The sequence below is a fragment of the Agaribacterium sp. ZY112 genome (assembly GCF_041346925.1).
Taxonomy (GTDB): domain Bacteria; phylum Pseudomonadota; class Gammaproteobacteria; order Pseudomonadales; family Cellvibrionaceae; genus Agaribacterium.
On record NZ_CP166840.1, the window covers coordinates 2,046,683 to 2,062,598 of the forward strand.

The 15,916-nt window shown below is 46.3% G+C and carries 17 protein-coding genes; 12 read left to right on the plus strand and 5 right to left on the minus strand.

The features are described 5' to 3' along the window. The first annotated feature begins 70 nt into the window (after nt 1-70). Nucleotides 71-382 (plus strand): NGG1p interacting factor NIF3, encoded by a 312-nt coding sequence (locus AB1S55_RS08990; protein ID WP_370981472.1) that lies wholly within the window; start codon nt 71-73, stop codon nt 380-382. 10 nt (nt 383-392) lie between these two features. Here AB1S55_RS08990 and AB1S55_RS08995 read toward each other — a convergent pair whose 3' ends face one another. Continuing rightward, entirely contained in the window at nt 393-719 is a 327-nt protein-coding gene (locus tag AB1S55_RS08995; RefSeq protein WP_370981473.1) for a DUF3135 domain-containing protein, read from the minus strand. A 286-nt stretch (nt 720-1,005) separates the two neighbouring features. Between AB1S55_RS08995 and AB1S55_RS09000 the strand changes: the two genes are divergently transcribed. Then, nucleotides 1,006-1,566, plus strand: a complete 561-nt coding sequence (locus AB1S55_RS09000) for a CoA pyrophosphatase (RefSeq protein ID WP_370981474.1) — start codon at nt 1,006-1,008, stop codon at nt 1,564-1,566. A gap of 24 nt (nt 1,567-1,590) precedes the next feature. On the opposite strand, the gene AB1S55_RS09005 is transcribed toward AB1S55_RS09000, so the two are convergent. Together AB1S55_RS09005 and AB1S55_RS09010 are read right to left on the minus strand one after the other, a co-directional pair. Continuing rightward, nucleotides 1,591-2,892 (minus strand): HlyC/CorC family transporter, encoded by a 1,302-nt coding sequence (locus tag AB1S55_RS09005; protein WP_370981475.1) that lies wholly within the window; start codon nt 2,890-2,892, stop codon nt 1,591-1,593. An 86-nt stretch (nt 2,893-2,978) separates the two neighbouring features. Next, nucleotides 2,979-3,761, minus strand: coding sequence for an inner membrane protein YpjD (locus AB1S55_RS09010; RefSeq protein WP_370981476.1), 783 nt, complete (start codon nt 3,759-3,761; stop codon nt 2,979-2,981). Nucleotides 3,762-3,946: 185 nt separating this feature from the next. On the opposite strand from AB1S55_RS09010, the gene ffh reads away from it, so the two are divergent. The 9 genes from ffh (at nt 3,947) to recJ (ending at nt 13,544) form a co-directional block, all read left to right on the plus strand. Next, the gene (ffh, locus tag AB1S55_RS09015; RefSeq protein WP_370981477.1) at nt 3,947-5,347 is read left to right on the plus strand and encodes a signal recognition particle protein; all 1,401 of its coding nucleotides are present in this window, start codon (nt 3,947-3,949) and stop codon (nt 5,345-5,347) included. A gap of 165 nt (nt 5,348-5,512) precedes the next feature. Further along, nucleotides 5,513-5,764 carry a 30S ribosomal protein S16 gene (gene rpsP / locus AB1S55_RS09020; protein ID WP_370981478.1) on the plus strand — a complete coding sequence of 84 codons (252 nt, stop codon included), beginning with the start codon at nt 5,513-5,515 and terminating at the stop codon, nt 5,762-5,764. 10 nt (nt 5,765-5,774) lie between these two features. Then, a complete protein-coding gene (gene rimM / locus AB1S55_RS09025; RefSeq protein ID WP_370981479.1) occupies nt 5,775-6,317 on the plus strand; it encodes a ribosome maturation factor RimM in 543 nt (180 codons plus the stop codon). Further along, nucleotides 6,310-7,098: a tRNA (guanosine(37)-N1)-methyltransferase TrmD gene (gene trmD, locus AB1S55_RS09030; protein ID WP_370981480.1), complete on the plus strand. Its 789-nt coding sequence runs from the start codon at nt 6,310-6,312 to the stop codon at nt 7,096-7,098. The genes rimM and trmD overlap by 8 nt, the downstream gene beginning before the upstream one ends. 54 nt (nt 7,099-7,152) lie before the next feature. After that, nucleotides 7,153-7,509, plus strand: a complete 357-nt coding sequence (gene rplS / locus AB1S55_RS09035; RefSeq protein ID WP_370981481.1) for a 50S ribosomal protein L19 — start codon at nt 7,153-7,155, stop codon at nt 7,507-7,509. Between the two features lie 546 nt (nt 7,510-8,055). Further along, entirely contained in the window at nt 8,056-8,811 is a 756-nt protein-coding gene (locus tag AB1S55_RS09040; protein WP_370981482.1) for a DsbC family protein, read from the plus strand. 150 nt (nt 8,812-8,961) lie between these two features. Further along, nucleotides 8,962-10,275, plus strand: coding sequence for a homoserine dehydrogenase (locus AB1S55_RS09045; protein WP_370981483.1), 1,314 nt, complete (start codon nt 8,962-8,964; stop codon nt 10,273-10,275). A 19-nt stretch (nt 10,276-10,294) separates the two neighbouring features. Beyond that, on the plus strand, nt 10,295-11,692 hold the full coding sequence (gene thrC, locus AB1S55_RS09050; protein WP_370981484.1) for a threonine synthase: 1,398 nt from the start codon (nt 10,295-10,297) through the stop codon (nt 11,690-11,692). A 112-nt stretch (nt 11,693-11,804) separates the two neighbouring features. Further along, entirely contained in the window at nt 11,805-13,544 is a 1,740-nt protein-coding gene (gene recJ, locus AB1S55_RS09055; RefSeq protein ID WP_370981485.1) for a single-stranded-DNA-specific exonuclease RecJ, read from the plus strand. A 19-nt stretch (nt 13,545-13,563) separates the two neighbouring features. On the opposite strand, the gene AB1S55_RS09060 is transcribed toward recJ, so the two are convergent. Continuing rightward, complete coding sequence (locus AB1S55_RS09060; protein WP_370981486.1) at nt 13,564-13,791, minus strand: 4-diphosphocytidyl-2C-methyl-D-erythritol kinase; 228 nt, start codon at nt 13,789-13,791, stop codon at nt 13,564-13,566. An 86-nt stretch (nt 13,792-13,877) separates the two neighbouring features. After that, on the minus strand, nt 13,878-14,660 hold the full coding sequence (locus AB1S55_RS09065) for a PleD family two-component system response regulator (protein WP_370981487.1): 783 nt from the start codon (nt 14,658-14,660) through the stop codon (nt 13,878-13,880). 158 nt (nt 14,661-14,818) lie between these two features. On the opposite strand from AB1S55_RS09065, the gene prfB reads away from it, so the two are divergent. Continuing rightward, a protein-coding gene (gene prfB / locus AB1S55_RS09070; protein WP_370981488.1) for a peptide chain release factor 2 occupies nt 14,819-15,914 on the plus strand; the annotation gives its coding sequence in 2 pieces (ribosomal slippage) (nt 14,819-14,890 and nt 14,892-15,914; 1,095 coding nt in all). The last annotated feature ends 2 nt before the right edge of the window (nt 15,915-15,916 follow it).

Below are 15,916 nucleotides of genomic sequence, written 5' to 3' on the forward strand. Positions count from 1 at the left end.
GTGGCTTAATGGGTACCGATTGAATAAGGGGTTCTATAGTAACTCATGAGGCAAGTTTTTAGGTGTTTAGATGTATAAGTTAGTGGTATTTATTCCGGAGCAGCAATTGGAATCTGTAAAGCAGGCGATGTTTGATGCCGGTGCAGGCAAGCTAGGCAATTACGCTGAGTGTTGTTGGCAGACTAAGGGGCTTGGCCAGTTTCGGCCGTTACCAGGTAGCCAGCCTCATCTTGGGGAGTTACATGCCCTGCATCAAGTTGACGAGTGGCGTGTTGAGTTGCTTTGTGAGGAGCAAAAGATACAGTCTGTGGTTGATGCTTTAAAGCGGGCTCATCCGTATGAAGAGCCCGCTTATGATGTTTGTCGCCTTGAACGATATTAGGTTTAGGGCTTTAAGCTAGGCTGCGTTGGCGATTAAAACTTAATACAGTGGCCGCCGGTTCGCTTTCTATCGTGCTTGTACCCTCTAAAGCTTGTTGTAGCCCTTGAAGGCTTTCCATCATCATGCGTGAAATTTCGATGCAGGCGCCCATAGGGTTATTATGGGTTTGACGTTTGGCATCCACTTGGAACTGCAGGCCTCTCAGGCGGCGCTGATACTCTGCCGGGGCGTTGTTGATCAGTTCCTCAATATGTTGTTGTCTGATCTGCTCAAGCGCTTCTGGGTCATTTTGCGCAAGTTTTGCCAATTCTTGATGGCTGGGTAATTTAGACTTCATGGTGTTCTGCTCCAACTAAATAGCGCCAGCCCTCTGGCGTTAGTAGCTTATCTCCTATATTTGGTATTGCTTATGAAGAAAAGTTTTAGCGTTTGTTTGAATCTATGCTACCCAAGCCAAAAGCTTGTGTGTAGCACTATAGTTATACGATGTGGGAATAAGCTTGCTTATCAAAAGCTTGCGTAAGGTATTCATGGTGAATTCGAGGCGTAGTTACGTTTTGCTGTTTTCTCTGCCAGTAAGAAGCAGGCTCTTTATGGTGGGGCAAGGGGGTAAGTGGGCATAAATGAATATAAATATAAGGCGTGAGCAAGCTGATGCGGCTGTTCTGTTAGTGCTTGCGCATATAGATTCTTGTGAGTGCATTTTGCTAACCCAGCGCGCTCAGCATTTGCGAGAGCATGCAGGTGAGGTCGCGTTTCCTGGTGGAAAGCGGGATTGCAGCGACAGTAGTTTGTATCGCACCGCTTTGCGTGAAAGTGAGGAGGAGGTTGGGCTTGCAGAGCACCAGTTGCGCTATCGTTCAGAACTGAGTATGCAAGCGACAAGAGCCGGAGCTTGTGTTGTGCCTTTTGTGGTTGAGTTGGTGGGGGAGCCCAATTTGCAGTTGAATGCCGATGAAATTGCCTCTTCTTTTTGGGCGCCTTTATCTTTATTTGTCGAAGATAGGCGTAGTCATACCGATATTTTTAAGCTTGCTGGGCAGGAGTATTGGGCGCCGGCTTATTTGTGTCAGGGCTACACCGTTTGGGGGTTTACTGCGCGAGTACTGGTTGATTTTGTGAATACTTACTACGGCGGGCAGGTACGCCGTCAGCACCATGCGGTGGAGCGGCGTCACTTTTAGTTTGTATTTAAGCTTATCCCGTTTCTAGCTGGCGGGGTTTTGTGTGCTTGGGCTTTTTTCATAAACGAGGGCTTTTTCAATACGTGTGTCACTCAGTTCGTCAATTTGAAAGCGGTAATTACCAATCTCAAAACTTACGATGGCTTCGGGAATGTTCTCTAAAAATTCAGTGATTAAGCCGTTGAGTGTTTTGGGGCCGTTGGTCGGTAGCTTCCAGCCAAGCTCTCGATTGATGTCTCGCAGCAGTTCCGAGGCGTCTATACGGAACCAACCATTGCCAACTAGGCTTATAGGTTCTTCTTGCTCTTCTGCAGCATCGGTAACAAAGTCACCAACAATCTCTTCAAGTAGATCAGACAGCGTGACAAGTCCTTGCAAATCGCCATATTCGTCAACGACTAGGGCTATACGGGCTTTATTTTTTTGGAAGTTAAGTAGCTGGCGTGATAGTGGCGTTGACTCTGGAATAAAGTAGGGTTTTGTTAGGTGCTTGAGTATGGCGCGGGTACTGAGCTCTTCACGGCCATCACGTAAAACGCGGCTGATATTGCGTAGGTGAAGGACACCGATGACATCGTTAATGTCGCCTTTGTAGACCGGAAGTATGGTGTATTCGCTGTCTTGAATTAGGGCTAGGGTCTCTTCTATAGGGGCTTCTAAATCTATGCCTAGGATTTCGTTGCGTGGAACCAGAATGTCATCAACGCTTGATTTCTCAAGATCCAGTACATTGAGTAGCATGCCTTGGTGATGGTCATTAAGCAGTTCGCCGGCCTCATCCACCACGGTGCGCAGCTCTTCAGGGTGGAGGTGGTCTGCCAAGCTGTTATTGCTTGGATCCATGCCAAAGAGTCTTGAGATGGCGTTAGATATAGCGTTAACCAACAGCACAAATGGGTGCAAAATAGTTAGTAGTGGGCGCAGAATAAAGCTTGCGGGGAAGGCTATTTTTTCTGGGTAAACCGCTGCAATTGTCTTGGGGGTAACCTCTGCAAAAATCAAAATAGTTAAGGTTAGGGCCATTGGCATGATTACTAGGTTGCCAACCTCCCAGTCACCAAAAAACTTTTTAGCGATAGCTCCGGCGACTATGGCGGCAAAGATGTTGACTAGATTGTTGCCGATAAGAATAACGCCAATAAGGCGGTCTGTTCGTTCAAGCAATTTACTGGCCCGAGTTGCACCGCTGTGTTTTTTATTAACAAGGTGGCGCAGGCGATAGCGGTTGAGCGAGACCATGCCCGTTTCGGAGCTGGAAAAAAATGCTGAACAAAGAATAAGGGCGATAAGAATAACGAACAGCAGTTCGTAAGAAAGGTTGTCCAAGAAGGCGTCCTACAAAAGAGATAGTCTTAATCTTCGCGTAAAGGGCGAGCTTGCGCAAGTTTGACAGGTGTTAACATGATGAAGTGCTAGTTAAGTAGCACTTCAATAACAAACTTACTGCCAAAATAGGCCAGCATTAGCATGACAAAGCCTGCGATTAGCCAGCGGATTGCAATTTTTCCACGCCAACCGAGAAAGTGTCTGCCAAAGAGCAAGGTAGCGTAGATAAACCAGCTAATGATCGAAAAGAGTGCTTTGTGGCTTAGCTGTTGCGCAAAGAGGTCGTCAAAAAATAAAGCCCCTGTTGCAATGCTTAAGCTCAGTAAGGCAAAACCGGCCCTGACCAAGTCAAACATCAAGCTTTCCATTGTCTGCAGTGGTGGGAAGACGCCCATAACGTTGCTGGCGTGATGGGCTTTTAGCTGACTTTGCTGATAGCTTAAAAGCAGGGCTTGTAGGGTTGCGATCGTTAAGAGGCTGTATGCCACAATAGAGAGTAATATATGGCTGAGCAGGCCTAAACCTAGGTTTGCATCTAGGGGGGTGCCGGTATAAATAAAGGCTGCGGCTAAGGCTGAGCCACTACCCAGTGGTAGCAATAATACAAATATTTTACTCAGTGGTAGGCGAATAGAGCTCAGGGCAACCAATATGTTCATTAATACGCACAGTGCTGATGCGATTTGGAAAACGCCGAGCTGGACACCTAGTTCACTGTCTATTTCGCGCCAGGCTGCCACAAGATGAAAGGCTAAACCCAAAAACAAAAGGGCGTAGAAGGGGGCTCCTGGCTCGAGTTTACTGCGCATTTTTTGCAGTAAAAGTCCCCAGGCGGCTACGTAGCACGCAATGGTGAGAGCGGTCATCATGGCTTTTCCCTGTGTCTTTTGATCATATCTATGATGATTTTGCTTGCTTTGTTGAGCAAATCGCAAAGAGTAGGTGCTTCACTGTAGCTTGGCAAGCTTATATACTGCGCGCCTTTGTTTGTGTGTCGCAAGTTCTATACTGCGAGCATCGACACCAACCGGCTTTTAATAGGCAGTTATTGCTCATGTTTGACAACTTATCGGATCGCCTTAATAAGGCACTGAAAAAAATCAGTGGCCAGGCTCGTATTACGCACGACAACGTGCAAGAGACTCTGCGTGAGGTGCGTAAAGCACTATTGGAGGCGGATGTTGCCTTGCCTGTGGTGAAAGAGTTTACCACGCACGTTCGCAAGCGTGCGGTAGGGCAGGAGGTTAGTCGCGCGCTAAACCCTGGTCAGCAGTTCTTAAAGGTTGTTGAGTCTGAGTTGGTCGCCCTAATGGGCGAGGCGAACGAAACCCTAAACCTTGCTCAGCAGCCGCCTGCGATTGTGATGATGGCCGGTTTGCAGGGGGCAGGTAAGACTACCACTGTAGCTAAGCTTGCTCGTTTCTTGAGAGAGAAGCAAAAGAAGAAAGTCATGGTGGTCAGTGCGGATGTCTATCGCCCTGCTGCAATCAAGCAACTTGAGACATTAGCCGCTGAAGTTGAGGTTGAGTTTTTTCCATCGGATGCGAGCCAGAAGCCGGTTGATATTGCTAATGCCGCTTTGATTCAGGCGAAAAAAGTGGGTGCCGACGTGCTCTTGGTGGATACCGCAGGTCGTTTGCATATTGATGACGAGCTGATGAAAGAGATTCAAGACTTGCATAAAGCCTTGAATCCTATTGAAACCCTGTTTGTTATCGATGCGATGATTGGTCAGGACGCGGTGAACACGGCTAAGGCCTTTAACGAAGCCTTGCCTTTGACTGGGGTTGTGCTAACTAAGATTGATGGTGATGCCCGTGGTGGTGCAGCTCTAAGTGTTCGTCATGTAACAGGTAAACCCATTAAGTTCTTGGGCTCTGGTGAAAAAACCGAGGCGCTTGAGCCTTTCCATCCTGACCGTATAGCGTCTCGTATCTTAGGTATGGGTGATGTACTGACTCTGATTGAAGAGGCAGAGCAGAAGATCGATAAGGTAAAGGCCGAGAAGCTTGTTAAGAAGGTTCAAAAAGGTCAGAAGTTCGACCTGGAAGATCTGCGAGATCAATTTCAGCAGATGGCCAATATGGGCGGCATGGGTGCCATGCTAGAAAAACTTCCCGGTATGGGCAATATGGCGCAAATGGCTGAACAGGCGAATGTTGGCAGCCAATTTAAGCAAATGGAAGCCATTATCAACAGTATGACGCCTGCTGAGCGTCGCAATCCAGATATCCTAACAGGGTCCCGTAAGCGTCGTATTACAGCGGGTTCTGGTACTCAGATTCAAGATTTAAACCGTTTGCTCAAGCAGCATAAGCAAATGGCTAAGATGATGAAAAAAATGAAAGGCGGCGGCATGGCTAAGATGATGCGTGGCCTAGGCGGTATGATGGGCGGTGGCGGCGGAATGCCTCCCGGTGGAATGCCTCCTATGGGGGGAGGTTTTCCTCAGTAATTGTTAGCCGCTTGAACGCTTTGTTCAGAAAAAAAGCAAATGGGCCTATACAGGCACATAGCTTTACATTAGAATACGCCGCCTTTCGCAGGGTGGTCCGCCCGGACTAAGGGTCTGGGCTGTAAATAAAAAAGACTACTGAAGTTAAATCAGGAATTTGTATAAATGGTTACCATTAGATTGGCCCTTGGCGGTTCAAAGAAACGTCCTTTCTATCACGTTAACGTAACTGATAGCCGTAAAGCTCGTAACGGTCGCTATATTGAGCGTCTAGGTTTCTTCAACCCGGTTGCCCGTGGTCAAGAAGAGCGTCTACGTTTAAATGACGAGCGTATTGCATACTGGGTAGGCCAGGGTGCACAAGTCTCTGATCGCGTTAAAAAGTTGATCAAAGACGCAGCTCAAGCTGCTGCTTAAGTTTATTTGAGTGGGTGAGGCAAAACTCTCTAGCTGCGTTGGGCGCATTAGTGGCGTTCATGGCATTAAAGGCTGGGTCAAGGTTAGCTCATTCACTGAACCGCCTGAGAATCTGTTTGATTACAGTCCTTGGCGGATAAAAAGCAAAGGACAGTGGCGAACGCTTGAGGTTGAGCGCGCTCAGCCCCACAAAGGTGGATGGATAGTCCGCTTGGTTGGTGTTGACGATAGAACTGCTGCCGAAGCTTTTAAGCTTCATGACATATTTGTAGAGCAAGACCAGTTCGCTGACTTAGATGACGGCGAGTTTTACTGGCATGAATTGATCGGTCTGCGCGTACTAAGCGAGCAGGAAGATAGTGAACAATTGCTTGATTTTGGTGTCGTGAAAGAGCTGCTTGAAACAGGTGCGAATGATGTACTTGTTATACAGGCAGACGCTCAAAGTATTGATGATACTGAACGTTTGGTGCCTTATGTGCCTGATGTTTTTGTAAAAGAAATCGATCTCGAAGCTCGTCGTATTATTGTGCGATGGGGGCGGGATGACTGAGGAAGAGAGTCTAGCTCAGCCTGTTTTAGTTAAACCAACTAAAGTTGCTGTTCTAAGTCTGTTTCCTGAAATGTTCGAAGCGCTCAGTGCTTGGGGCATAAGCAGTCGAGCAATAAGCGATGGTTTGTTGCATTTGAACTGTATCAATCCACGTGATTTCACGACGGATAAGCATCAGACTGTGGATGACCGCCCTTACGGTGGAGGTCCTGGTATGTTGATGCGCGTTGACCCGCTTGTTAAAGCGGTAGAGGCATCACTCGAGTGGCTTGTTTGCTCTAGGGATGAAGCCCACATCATTTATATGAGCCCTCAGGGGCAAAAATTTGATGCTAAAGGTGCTGACCAGTTGACGAAACGAACAAATCTTATAGTGATCTGTGGTCGCTATGAGGGAGTCGATGAGCGCTTTATTGAAGAGTTTGTCGATGAGGAGTGGTCCATAGGTGACTATGTGCTCAGTGGTGGAGAGCTTCCAGCAATGGTTGTATTAGATGCCCTGATCCGTAAATTACCTGGCGCTTTGGGTGATATACAAAGTGCAGAGCAAGACTCGTTTGAGGATGGCTTGCTCGATTGTCCTCACTATACTCGGCCTGAAGTATTTCGTGGGCGAGAGGTTCCGGCGGTATTGCTGTCTGGTAACCATAAGCGAATTCGCCAGTGGCGATTGCAGCAAAGTTTGGGGCGTACGTTATTGCGTCGGCCTGATTTGCTCGATGCGCTTGAGCTTAGCCAAGAACAAAAGGCTTTGCTTGATGCGTTTAAAAATGAAATTTGATATTTAATTGCTAGCGCTAAAACACAGTGCTAAACCCTAAACTAGGAGCTAGTCATGAGTTCTAAGAACTTGATTATCCAAGAGCTGGAAAAGGAACAGTTAAAAGCTGACGTGCCTTCATTCAGCACTGGTGACACTGTTGTTGTGCAGGTCAAAGTAAAAGAAGGTAACCGCGAGCGTCTTCAGGCGTTTGAAGGTTTTGTATTGGCCAAGAAAAATCGTGGTCTTAACTCTTCATTCACTGTTCGTAAGATTTCTAACGGCGTTGGTGTTGAGCGTACTTTCCAGACTCACAGTAAGCAAATTGAGAGCATTACTGTTAAGCGTCGTGGTGATGTTCGCCAAGCGAAAATCTACTACATGCGTGAACTTACTGGTAAGGCTGCTCGTATTAAAGAGAAGCTTAACTAAGTTTAAGTTGACTGCGAAAAAAGCGCTCTTTATGAGCGCTTTTTTTATGTCTGCAAAATGGGAGTAAGAGTCTTTCTCCGTTTTTATGTTGCAGTGCAGCCTCCGTATTTATGGTAGGTTTTTTGTACCTAAAACCTCCGTAAGGATGTGCTATGGCTGCGCGACAAAGTAATTGTTGGGGGCTGTGTCTGAGGCTTAAGTTCGTCGGAACTTTGTTTACAGATTGTGGGTCCAATCAGGCTGAGCAAATGAATGGCTTGTGTAATCAGTAAGAGCTCTGTCCTTATCTGTATTTTACCGTGGGCTTTATAGGTTGGGGTTTTGCTGTCTTAATTGCCTCATACTTTGCGCCATTGTTTATGTGCCTTCAGTAGGCTGTGGTGTTGGTGCCGCTAGCACTGTTAATGCTATTGGGGCATAGTTCTCTGTTCATAGCACACTTATGCCTGTGTCGCGGGAGCGTTTAAAGCAGTTGCATGAAGAGCATCACCTTAGGTGGGCATGCTTTGGTATACACTGCGCCAAGTTTATATAAAGAGATAAATTATGTTGTTTAAGTCATTAGTTAAAACAGCTTGTGCTGTAGCTCTATTAAGTACGAGTGCTGTAAGTGTTTTTGCTGAGCAGCAAAAGCCAAGTCTAAAAGAAATTGAGAAGCAGGTGTCTAGCAAGTTGAGAGAGTTTAGGCCTGATATCCCGGTTCAGGGTGTGAGTGCGACAGAGGTGCCTGGCTTATATGAAGTAAACTTGGCTGGTGGCAGTTCTCTATATACGACGGCCGATGGATCTTATCTTATAGACGGTACTATCTATGAGTTGGATGGCGCTGCGCTGGTTAATATTCGTGAGAAAAAGCTTAAACCTGAGCGCGCGGCGGCTATAGCTACGATTTCAGAAGGTGAAATGATCAGCTTTAATTCGAAGCAGAAGGGCGCTAAAGACATTTATGTGTTTACAGATGTGGACTGTGGTTATTGTCGCAAGCTTCACCAAGAAGTGCCTCGCTTAAATGAGTTGGGTGTTAATGTGCATTATTTGGCGTACCCGCGCAGCGGTATTGGGCAGGCTTCTTATAACAAGATGCAAGCGGCTTGGTGTGCTAAAGATCCTCAGCAAGCAATGAATGAGCTGAAAAACCAGCGCTCTGTGGCGATGCTTACTTGTGATAGTGATGCGGTGGCTAGCCAGTTCGCCCTTGGTAATAAGTTGGGTGTAAGTGGTACTCCAGCAATTATATTAAGCGATGGTACATTGCTACCCGGCTATCAGCCTGCTGAACAGTTGGCGAAGTTAGCCAAGTAGGCCTTTAAGGCCCCAGTCTATATGGCGTATGGACCCTTCGTGGATTGACACGAGGCGACCTGCTGAGTAAGGTGAGCGCCTTCTATTCTGCCCGTGTTGGCCTTGTTTTTAGGTCTTTGCGGGCGCTTTGTAATTGTCGAGGAATTTCCTTTGAAACGCATCAATATCGGTATTTGCGGCCTAGGTACTGTCGGTGGCGGTACTTTTAACGTACTTAAAGACAACAGCACTGAAATTAACGCTCGCGCTCGCTGTGAAATAGCTATTACTCATGTCGGTGCTCGTCGTGACAACCCAGAGTGTAACTTGTCTGAGACAACAGTAAGCCGCGATATTTTCTCTGTTGTTGAAGATAAAGATATTGATGTTGTTGTTGAGTTAATTGGTGGCACAACTGTCGCTAAAGATCTTGTGCTTAAGGCTGTTCAAAACGGTAAACACGTTGTGACAGCTAATAAAGCACTTATTGCTGAATTTGGTAATGAATTGTTTGCCGAAGCTGCACGTCACAATGTGAGCATCAGCTATGAAGCTGCTGTTGCTGGTGGTATTCCTATTATCAGCGCTTTACGTGATGGTTTGTCAGCCAACAAAATTGAATGGTTAGCCGGCATCATTAATGGAACGGGTAATTTCATTCTGACTGAAATGCGTGACAAAGGTCGAGACTTCGCCGATGTATTGGCTGAGGCGCAAGAGCTTGGTTATGCTGAAGCCGATCCTACTTTTGATGTTGAAGGTATTGATGCGGCCCACAAGCTGGTGATTTTGGCTTCTTTGGCTTATGGCATGCCATTGCAGTATGACAAAGTTTTCTGTGAAGGAATCAGTAAGATTGAACCTGCTGATGTTGAGTACGCCAATGAATTGGGCTATCGCATTAAGCACCTTGGCATTGCAAAATATGTTGAAGGAAAAGGTATTGAGTTGCGTGTACATCCAACTCTTATTCCTGAAAGTCGTTTAATTGCTAATGTCGACGGAGTAATGAACTCGGTCTTAGTTAAAGGCAATGCAGTTGGCCCAACCTTATTTTATGGTGCCGGTGCCGGTGCTTTACCAACGGCTTCGGCGGTGGTTTCTGATGTGGTTCGTGTTGCTCGCCAGCTTGCATCTGGTGCTGGCATTGAAGGTATGACTCCCTCTCTTGGTTTTGATGATACTGCACTTAAAGATTTTGAAATCCTGCCTATTGAAGAGGCGGAGACGGCATTTTATTTACGCCTGCCCGTGGTTGATGAGCCGGGTGCTCTTTCGAAAATTGCTCAAATATTGAGTGATGCGGGTATTAGTATTGAAGCCTTAATTCAAAAAGAACCTGCAGAAGGTGAGAACTCTGTGCCGGTGATCATGTTAACTAGCCGAGTTCAAGAGAAGAATATGATTGCTGCCGCAGCTGAAATAGAAAACTTGTCGACGGTTGCAGGTCCATTAACTCGAATCCGTGTTGAGTCGCTGAAGTAAGATAGGCGAAGGTAGAAAAATGAAATACGTAAGTACTCGCGGCCAAGCTCCCGCACTTGAATTTGAAGATGTTGTTCTTACCGGTTTAGCCAGTGATGGCGGTTTATATGTGCCGGAAACAATTCCTGAGTTTAGCCAAGAAGAGATTGCTTCTTGGGCCGGCCTTAGTTATCAAGAGCTTGCATTAAAAGTAATGAGCTCGTTTGTGGCAGGCTCTATTCCAGAAGCCGATTTAAAAGATTTAATTGATCGTTCATATTCGACTTTCCGACATCAGGCTATTGTGCCTATGGTGCAGACTGGGCATAACGAGTGGATTCTTGAATTGTTCCAAGGTCCTACCTTGGCATTTAAAGATGTGGCTTTACAGTTCTTAGGTAATTTACTTGATTACGTGCTTAAAAAGCGCGATCAGAAAGTTGTCATTATGGGGGCTACTTCTGGTGATACCGGCTCTGCTGCCATTGAAGGTTGTCGCCACTGTGACAATGTGGATATCTTTATTTTACATCCATATCAGCGTGTGTCGGATGTACAGCGTCGCCAGATGACCACCGTTATTGAAAATAACGTACATAACATTGCCATGAAAGGTAATTTTGATGATTGTCAGAACTTGGTAAAAGCCAGCTTTGCAGATCAAAGTTTCCTGCCTGAAGGCCGTCAGCTTGCTGCAGTTAATTCTATTAACTGGGCTCGAATTATGGCGCAAATTGTCTATTACTTTTATGCTGGCTTGTCAGTTGGTTCTCCTGCACGCAAGGTTAGCTTTTCTGTGCCGACAGGTAATTTTGGTGATATTTTTGCCGGTTATATCGCTAAGCGTATGGGCTTGCCTGTTGATCAGTTGGTAATAGCGACTAATAGCAACGATATTTTACACCGCTGCATTAGTAATAATGACCACAGTAAAAAAGCGCTTGAGCACACCTTAAGTCCAAGTATGGACATTATGATGTCGAGTAATTTTGAGCGTATGCTGTTTGAACTTTATGATCGTGATGGGGCAAAGATTGCTGAGCTGATGGAAGACTTTAAGTCTGGTTCAATGACTCTAGGTGAGGCCCAGTTAAGTAAGGCTCGTGAATTGTTTAGCTCTTATCGCTTAGGTGATGATGAGATGATTGATGTTATTCGCGATGTTTTTGAGAACTGTGAGTACCTAGTTGATCCGCATACGGCCATTGGTGTTGAGGCTGCACGTAAAACACGTCGCAATAACGATGTGCCTATGATTTGTTTGGCAACGGCTCACCCTGCTAAATTCCCAGAGGCGGTGAAAAAAGCTGGTCAAAAAGAAGATCCAGCCTTGCCTCACCATATGAGTGATTTGTTTGATCGAGAAGAGAAGTGTGAAATTCTTGATCACGACGCCCAAGTGGTGCGCGACTTTGTTGCAAGTAATTGTCGAGCTTAAGTAGCCTCGGGTATATTGTTAAGACGGGCCAAGAGGCCCGTTTTTTTTGCCTTATGCTTTAGTTCTATGTGGCTTTTTCTCTTCTTATCTCAAACAGACTTTATGTGTCTTTATGGCTAATAAAATAATTCGTACGCGATCTGACTTTTTGTCGCTTATTCCCGAGTCGCAGCGCTCTAATGCGCAAAGTTTAATAGCGGCCCTTCTGCATGCAAGAGGTGAGAATGGTGAGGAGCTTGATTACTCTTTAAAAAAGTTAAGCTCTCCTTTACTAATGAAAGGCATGAGTGAAGCCGTTGCTTTACTTGAGGCCGCATTTAAGCAGGGGCAGCGGATTTTAGTTGTTGGCGATTTTGATGCCGACGGTGCAACAAGTATTGCAGTTGCTTTGCGAAGTTTGCGCGCCTTGGGCGCTGCACATGTGAACTTTATTGTGCCTAATCGTTTTGAATATGGTTATGGGCTTACACCTGAAATAGTTGCGCTTGCAGAGCAAGAAAAACCGGATCTTTTAATTACGGTTGATAACGGCATTGCCAGTATCGATGGTGTCGCAGTCGCAAGACAGGCTGGTATAAAGGTGCTTATTACGGATCACCACTTACCTGGTGAGCAAGTTCCGGAGGCGGATGCGATTGTGAATCCGAATCAGCGTGGTTGTGAATTTCCAAGTAAAAATCTTGCCGGTGTTGGCGTAATTTTTTATGTCATGCTGGCGCTCAGGGCGAGGCTTAGAGAAATAAATTGGTTCAATGAGCAGGGGCTGCTTGAGCCGAATCTAGCTCAATTTTTAGATTTGGTCGCATTGGGCACGGTCGCGGATGTTGTGCCGCTTGATTACAACAATCGTATTTTGGTGGCTCAAGGTATTGAGAGAATTCGTGCAGGTTTGTGTTGCCCAGGCATTGTAGCTTTATTAAAAGTTGCTTCGCGCAGTCCTGAAAAACTGAGTGCTTCAGATTTTGGCTTTGCTATAGGGCCTCGTTTGAATGCTGCAGGGCGTTTAGATGACATGAGCGTGGGTATTGCTTGTTTATTAAGTGATGATTGGCCTGAGTGCTTAAACATAGCGACGGAGCTTGATGCTTTAAATCGTGAGCGCAGGGCAATTGAGGCGAGTATGCAGTTGGATGCTATTCGTGATTTGCAGGCATTGGCGGAGGATGGGCAAGGTCGTAATGCCGTATGTTTGTGTCGTGATGATTGGCATCAGGGTGTTGTGGGTATTGTTGCGTCGAGAATTAAAGACCGCCTGCATCGGCCTGTTATTGCTTTTGCCGATACAGGCGATGGTGAGCTTAAGGGGTCTGGTAGAAGTATTGCGGGAGTGCATTTGCGTGATGTGCTCGACCGAGTTGCGACGAGTACTCCGGGGCTACTGAGTAAGTTTGGTGGACACGCGATGGCTGCAGGGCTTAGCCTACCGGCTGCAAGGTTTGATGAGTTTTCAGTTGCCTTTGATGTTGCTGTTGCTCAGATCTTAACTGATGAGTTAAAAGAGCCGGTAATTTGGAGTGATGGGGCGTTGCAGTCTGAGCAGTTAAGTTTGTTGCACGCTGAGGCTATTCGTGACTCAGGGCCTTGGGGGCAGGCATTTCCAGAGCCTGTTTTTGACGGGGTTTTTAAACTGGTTGAGCAGCGTATTGTTGGCGCGAAGCATTTGAAAATGATGTTAACACCAGAGGAGTCGAGTTCATTGTTACTTGACGCCATTGCCTTTAACGTAGACTTAGAGCTTTGGCCTAATCAAGAGCAGATCTTGGTTCGCTTGGCCTACAAGCTTGATGTTAACGAGTTTAGGGGGCGCCGATCGGTGCAGTTGATCGTTGACCACTTGCAGTTGCATGAGTGATCAACGCGTGTATGCGATCTTAAACCCAGCCAAGTACTTTTCGGCGACGCTCTATATATAAGTATTCCACTTCGCCGCTGGCAGGGTGCTTGCTGTGGCGAAAGTGATGGTGGTCGCTTGTTGATCCCATATATTCCCAAGTTGCTCCCATAAATGAGCACTGGGCATCACCTAGGTTCATTGGGTTGTCCGCGAGCTCCGCCCACATATCGAACCATTCATCGTGATCAGCGTGTAAATATTCCATTATTTTTGGCCGAGTGTTATTGCTATCATTTGTTTAGTTTAGTTTTCTTAAGTGGTTTGTCAACAACTTCCTGTAAGTCTTTGTAATTAATAGGTATTTCTTATTTGGTTGCATCGGTTGCTACTTAGTTGAATAAGTTTGAGCAATTGCTCTTTAAGTTCATATCGTTGCTGGGTGCTCAGTGGATCAAGCCCTTTGACTATTAAGCTTAATGGTTCGGAAGCTAGCCGAATTTGTGAGCGCCCAAGCGCACTGCTTATTTGCTCTTGGCTTAAAAGGGCATCATCTAGTGCGCTTAGTTGACCACTAGAGTTAAAAGTACAGTATTCCTTGCCTTCAAGTCTGAGAGCGCAGTCATAGTTTTGGCTCTGAATGGCGTTAAATACAGCTTGTGCGCAGTCTGTTTCGGTTTGGCTGTGCAGTAGTTGCTCGAAAGCTTCGGCCATAACATTGCCTGGTTGGTTGTGGAAGGATGCTTTTGCATCGTTAGAGGCTAGCTGTTGCTTAATGGCGTTTTGAATTTTTGCTAATAGTAGTTCGAGTTTGCAGGGCTTACTTATATAGTCGTTGGCGCCCGCTTTATAGGCCTCTAATTCATCTTCGGGTTGATTTAGGCAGCTGAAAAATACGATGGGCGTGCTCTGGAATGCCTCGACGTTACGGATGTCTCGGCATAGTTCAAAACCGTTTTTCCCGGGAAGGTCAACGTCTAAGAGGATAAGCTGAGGCTTTATTTGCTGAAGTAGATTCATGCCTTCGGCCCCTGACATGGCCTTTTCAACTATGTAGTGAGGGCTTAGTACCTTTTCAATCAGTTTTTGATTGCTGGGACTGTCATCGATGCTTAGCACCGTAGCAACTGCGTCCATGGTTATACTCGTTAGCTTCCTTGATGTATTAAGCCTAGTTCTGGCAGTTCAGGCTGTACAGTTTGGCAGCATATTTTGGCGTAAGTATTCACGTCTATAGTGTTGCTTGCGGTGCTCATGTAAAATGCGCGCATTCGTTAGTACTAGCAGTAATATCAATGGAAATTAACCCGCTTTTAAATCACTTAACTGACCTCCAACAACGCACAGACACGCTTCGGGGGTATCTTTGACTACGCTCTAAAGCAAGAGCGTTTAGCTGAGGTTGAGCTTGAACTGGCAGAGCCTGATGTTTGGAATGAACCTGAGCGAGCTCAGGCCTTAGGTAAAGAGCGAAGTGCCCTCGAGGTCGTCGTGAAAACCATTGACGATCTTGATCAGGGTGTGGCTGACTGCCGTGATTTGCTTGAAATGGCCGTAGAAGAGGCGGATGAAGATGCTGTTGCTGAGGTTGAGGCTGAAACCCAGGCTTTAGAGCAGCACTTGGCTAAGCTCGAGTTTCGTCGCATGTTCAGTGGCGAGATGGATGCTAACAATGCTTATCTAGATATACAGTCCGGTTCGGGCGGCACTGAGGCTCAAGACTGGGCTGAGATGGTATTGCGTATGTATTTACGCTGGGGTGAAGACAAGGGCTTTAAAACCACATTAGAAGAGGCCTCTGCCGGTGATGTAGCAGGCATTAAAAGTGCAACAATTCGCTTTGAGGGTGAATATGCCTTTGGTTGGTTACGCACAGAAACTGGTGTGCACCGGCTCGTGCGTAAGTCGCCTTTTGACTCTGGCAATCGTCGCCATACCTCGTTTTGTTCCGTTTTTGCCTCTCCTGAAATTGACGATGATATTGAAATCGATATTAGTAAGGCGGATGTACGAGAAGATACTTACCGTGCAAGCGGCGCCGGTGGTCAGCACGTTAACAAAACAGACTCTGCAGTACGCTTGACGCACTTGGAGTCTGGCATTGTTGTTCAGTGTCAGAGTGAGCGCTCTCAGCATGCTAACCGTGATCGTGCCTGGAAAATGTTACGGGCACGTGTTTATGAGCAGGAAATGTTAAAGCGCAGTGCTGAAAAACAAGCGATGGAAGATTCAAAAGCGGATATCGGCTGGGGTAGCCAGATCCGTTCTTATGTATTGGATGATCAGAGAATTAAAGATTTACGTACCAATGTACAAACGAGTAATTGCCAAGCGGTGCTCGATGGAAAGTTGGACGAGTTTATTGAGGCAAGTTTAAAAGCGGGCTTGTAAGT